Below are 3,859 nucleotides of genomic sequence, written 5' to 3' on the forward strand. Positions count from 1 at the left end.
GATATCGCAATTGTAAAGCCATACTTCGCCGTCTTTCACCCGGGCAAAGGCTTCCTCAATGGAAACTTTTCCGTTGCGGAGACTTTTCACCTCGCTCCCCAAAAGGGCGATGCCACACTCGAGGGTATCGAGGATTTCGTAGTCTCGCTTGGCGCGTCGATTCTGCGTCACGACGCGTTCGTTGTTGTGTTCGGAATCAGTCGGTTTCTTGCCCTTTGCCATGATTTTTTCCGGAACAACAGGAAGCCCTCAACCCTGGTCCACAACCTGCCGGGGATTATCGCCAATGTGCCGCTCGCATCTGCGCACGGCAAGAGCGGCGTCTGTCCGAACCTGTCGATCACGCCCCCGTCTGGCGCCGCGTCACTTCAGCCCGGGGTATTTCAGTAGATCGAGCAAATACTGCCCGTAACTGTTATTGTAGCGACGAGCGAGCCGTTCGAGTTGCGCGGCGTCGATGAATCCCTTGCGATAGGCAACTTCTTCAAGGCAGGCGATTTTAAGCCCCTGGCGATGCTCGATGGTCTCCACGAAATTGGACGCCTCCAGGAGCGATTCGTGCGTCCCCGTGTCAAGCCAGGCAAAACCGCGGCCGAGAATCTCCACGTGGAGGCGTCCTCGCTCGAGATAGATCTGGTTGACGTCGGTGATTTCCAACTCGCCACGAGCACTGGGCTTAAGGTGAGCCGCGATCTCCACGACGTCGTTGTCATAAAAGTACAATCCGGTGACCGCGTAGTTCGAACGCGGCTCTTTGGGCTTCTCCACGATTCGAACGGGTCGGCCTTGCTCGTCCAGTTCCACCACCCCGTATCGTTGCGGGTCTTTGACGAGATAGGCAAAGACCGTGGCGCCTTCCGGGCGGGAGGCCGCCCGCGTAAGCATCGCCTGGAATCCCTGCCCGTAGAAAATGTTGTCGCCCAGCACCATGGCCACGTGATCTGGCCCGATAAAGTCTCGCCCGATTATGAATGCCTGGGCCAATCCTTCGGGCTTGGGTTGCACAGCATAGCGGATGGAGATGCCCAAATCGGACCCATCCCCCAGCAAACGCTGAAACAGAGGGGTATCCTCGGGGGTGGAAATGAGCAGGATGTCGCGAATCCCGGCGAGCATGAGGGTGGAAAGCGGGTAATACACCATCGGCTTGTCGTAGATTGGCAGGAGTTGTTTGCTCACTGCCCGGGTCAGGGGATGCAATCGCGTGCCCGCGCCACCTGCCAAAACAATCCCCTTTTTGCAGTAAATGGTCATGAGAAGCCCTCCGCAAAACTGCACGTCAGTCCTGGGAAACGCCTTGCTCGCTTTTGAGCCGCCCCAGTCCGAGACGCTCCCGCCGATATTTCCCCGAAGTCACCCTCTCCACCCAGGCGGTGTTTTCGAGGTACCAGCGGACGGTGCGTTCGAGTCCTGTCTCAAATGTCTCCTGCGGTTCCCAGCCCAATTCGCGGCGAATCTTGCTGGCATCAATGGCATAACGCCGGTCGTGGCCGGGGCGATCCTGAACAAACGTGATCAATTGGGAGCACGGTCGATGGGGTAAATCCGGGCGGAGGCGATCCACGATCTCGCAAATCGCGTGCACGACCTGCAGGTTGGTCCGCTCGCAGTTGCCGCCGATGTTGTACTCGCTCCCCGGCCTGGCCTTTTTCAACACCAGCCGCAACGCCCGACAGTGGTCTTCCACGTACAGCCAATCGCGAATATTCTGTCCATCGCCATAGACGGGCAGCGGTTTGCCTTCCACGGCGTTGAGAATCATCAGGGGAATGAGCTTTTCCGGAAACTGATAGGGGCCGTAGTTATTGGAGCAATTGGTCACCAGCACCGGCAGTCCGTAAGTGTGGTGATAAGCCCGGGCGAAGTGATCGGCCGCCGCTTTGGAAGCTGAATAGGGCGAATTCGGTGCGTACGGCGTGTCTTCGGTGAAGTATCCCGTGGGACCAAGCGAACCATAAACCTCGTCGGTGGAAACATGGAGGAAACGGAAGCGTTCCTTCTCATCGGCGGGCAGGCCACTCCAGTAATCACGGGCGGCTTCCAGAAGCCGGAACGTGCCCACCACATTGGTCTGAACAAATTCCGCAGGTCCGTCAATGGAACGATCCACGTGCGATTCGGCCGCAAAATTCACAATCGCCCACGGCCGAAATTCCTCCAGGAGTTGCCGCACCATGGGACCGTCGCAGATGTCCCCCTGCACAAACACGTGGCGAGGATCCTCCAGGACATCCGCCAGAGAATCGAGATTGCCGGCGTATGTGAGTTTGTCCAAGTTGACGAGTCGTCCCGGCTCTTCCCGGAGCCAGTACCGAACGAAATTACTCCCGATAAATCCAGCCCCCCCTGTGACGAGAATGGTGTCCATCGTGCCGGGTCCCCTTGAAAAGCGCCTGGTTGCCGTAACTTTTAAGCAGTGAACGGACTAAAAGGCTCGCTCTCTTTATATAGCTTAATCCGCCTGCCATTTCTACCGAGTGCCACGGAAACGCCTACCCCCTTTCCCTGGTATTTTTGCCACCTTCCGTGACAGGCATTCCATAACAATCTACAATCGAAATAAGCACTAAGTGGAAATCTGCTAGCAAAAATTGGCGTTTTCCGGTTTTCTGGCGGTAAGCACGACTCCAACTCGAAGACGGCGTTCATAGAGGAGCTGACGATGATTTCCAGGCGAGTGGTGATCGTGGGCGGAGTGGCCGGCGGGGCCTCCTGCGCTGCCCGACTGCGACGATTGGACGAAAACGCTGAGATTTATGTGTTCGAACGCGGCGGCTTTGTGTCTTTCGCAAATTGCGGTTTGCCGTACTACATTGGGGGGGTTATCTCCCCTCGGGAAAGATTGCTCGTCGCGTCGCCGGAGCGCTTCAGGGACTATTTCAACGTGGAGGTCCGGGTCAATCACGAAGTCACCCGCATCGACCGCGAGAATCGGCTTGTGGAGGTCCGCAACCGCCAAACCGGAGCCCGCTTCACCCGGCCTTACGACGCCCTTGTCCTGTCTCCGGGAGCTCGGCCCATTGTCCCTGATGTTCCCGGCGTCGATCTGCCAGGGGTCTTCACACTTCGACTCCTCGAGGACGCAGAGCGTATCTATCGGTGGCTTCAGGACAGACATGTGACCCGGGCGGTTGTGGTGGGGGCGGGCTACATCGGCCTGGAGATGGTGGAAAATCTTGTCCATCGCAATATCACCGTCACGGTCGTGGAAGCCGCGCCGCAGATTCTTCCGGGTTTTGATCCGGAGATGGTCGTGCCCATCTACGACAAACTGGCCGCCCACGACGTGCGTCTCCTTCTTGGGCAGCCCCTCCAGGCCATCGAGCCTGACGGTTCCCAGCTTCTGGTGACGGCGGGTGGTGAAAAAATCGACTGTGGGGCGGTGATTCTGAGCGTTGGCGTTCGTCCGGATGTCACTCTGGCCCAGGAGGCCGGTCTGGAAATAGGCTCCCTGGGTGGTATCCGCGTCAACGAGCACATGCAAACCAGCGACCCGACCATCTGGGCGGTGGGAGACGCAGTCGAGGTCAGGGATTTGGTCACCGGCCAGCCAACCTGGGTACCGCTCGCGGGGCCTGCTTCTCGACAGGCGCGAGTGGCCGCTGACAACATTTGCGGCCGTCCCAGCCGCTTCCCGGGGGCATTGGGAACCGCCTTTGTTCGGGTTTTCGGTGTGGACATTGCCAAGACGGGACTTACCGAAAAAGCCGCTCAGCGGGCCGGGATCCCCTATCAAAAAAGCTTCACCCATTCCGCCAGTCACGCCACCTACTATCCGGGCGCCAAGCCGATCACCATCAAACTCCTTTTTGATCCCCAGGACGGTCGTATTCTCGGCGCCCAAGCGGTTGGTAGCGAA

At 58.4% G+C, this 3,859-nt stretch carries 4 protein-coding genes; 1 reads left to right on the forward strand and 3 read right to left on the reverse strand.

All coding sequences use genetic code 11. The features are described 5' to 3' along the window. The 3 genes from H5U08_RS12445 to rfbB form a co-directional block, all read right to left on the reverse strand. A partial coding sequence (locus H5U08_RS12445; RefSeq protein ID WP_297033516.1) for an SsrA-binding protein occupies window positions 1-222 on the reverse strand: 222 nt, incomplete at its 3' end. Window positions 223-363: 141 nt separating this feature from the next. Beyond that, on the reverse strand, window positions 364-1,254 hold the full coding sequence (rfbA, locus tag H5U08_RS12450; protein WP_297033519.1) for a glucose-1-phosphate thymidylyltransferase RfbA: 891 nt from the start codon (window positions 1,252-1,254) through the stop codon (window positions 364-366). A 25-nt stretch (window positions 1,255-1,279) separates the two neighbouring features. After that, window positions 1,280-2,368: a dTDP-glucose 4,6-dehydratase gene (rfbB, locus tag H5U08_RS12455; RefSeq protein WP_297033521.1), complete on the reverse strand. Its 1,089-nt coding sequence runs from the start codon at window positions 2,366-2,368 to the stop codon at window positions 1,280-1,282. A gap of 294 nt (window positions 2,369-2,662) precedes the next feature. Between rfbB and H5U08_RS12460 the strand changes: the two genes are divergently transcribed. Then, window positions 2,663-3,859, forward strand: a 1,197-nt coding sequence (locus tag H5U08_RS12460; RefSeq protein ID WP_297033524.1) for an FAD-dependent oxidoreductase, incomplete at its 3' end; no start/stop codon positions are given.

Source organism: Thermogutta sp. (assembly GCF_014359955.1).
In the GTDB taxonomy this organism is placed as follows: domain Bacteria; phylum Planctomycetota; class Planctomycetia; order Pirellulales; family Thermoguttaceae; genus Thermogutta.

Excerpts from the sequence above, each read along its gene's own strand:
- rfbA (WP_297033519.1), bottom strand. The coding sequence starts at position 1,254 with ATGACCATTTACTGCAAAAAGGGGATTGTTTTGGCAGGTGGCGCGGGC.
- rfbB (WP_297033521.1), bottom strand. The coding sequence starts at position 2,368 with ATGGACACCATTCTCGTCACAGGGGGGGCTGGATTTATCGGGAGTAAT.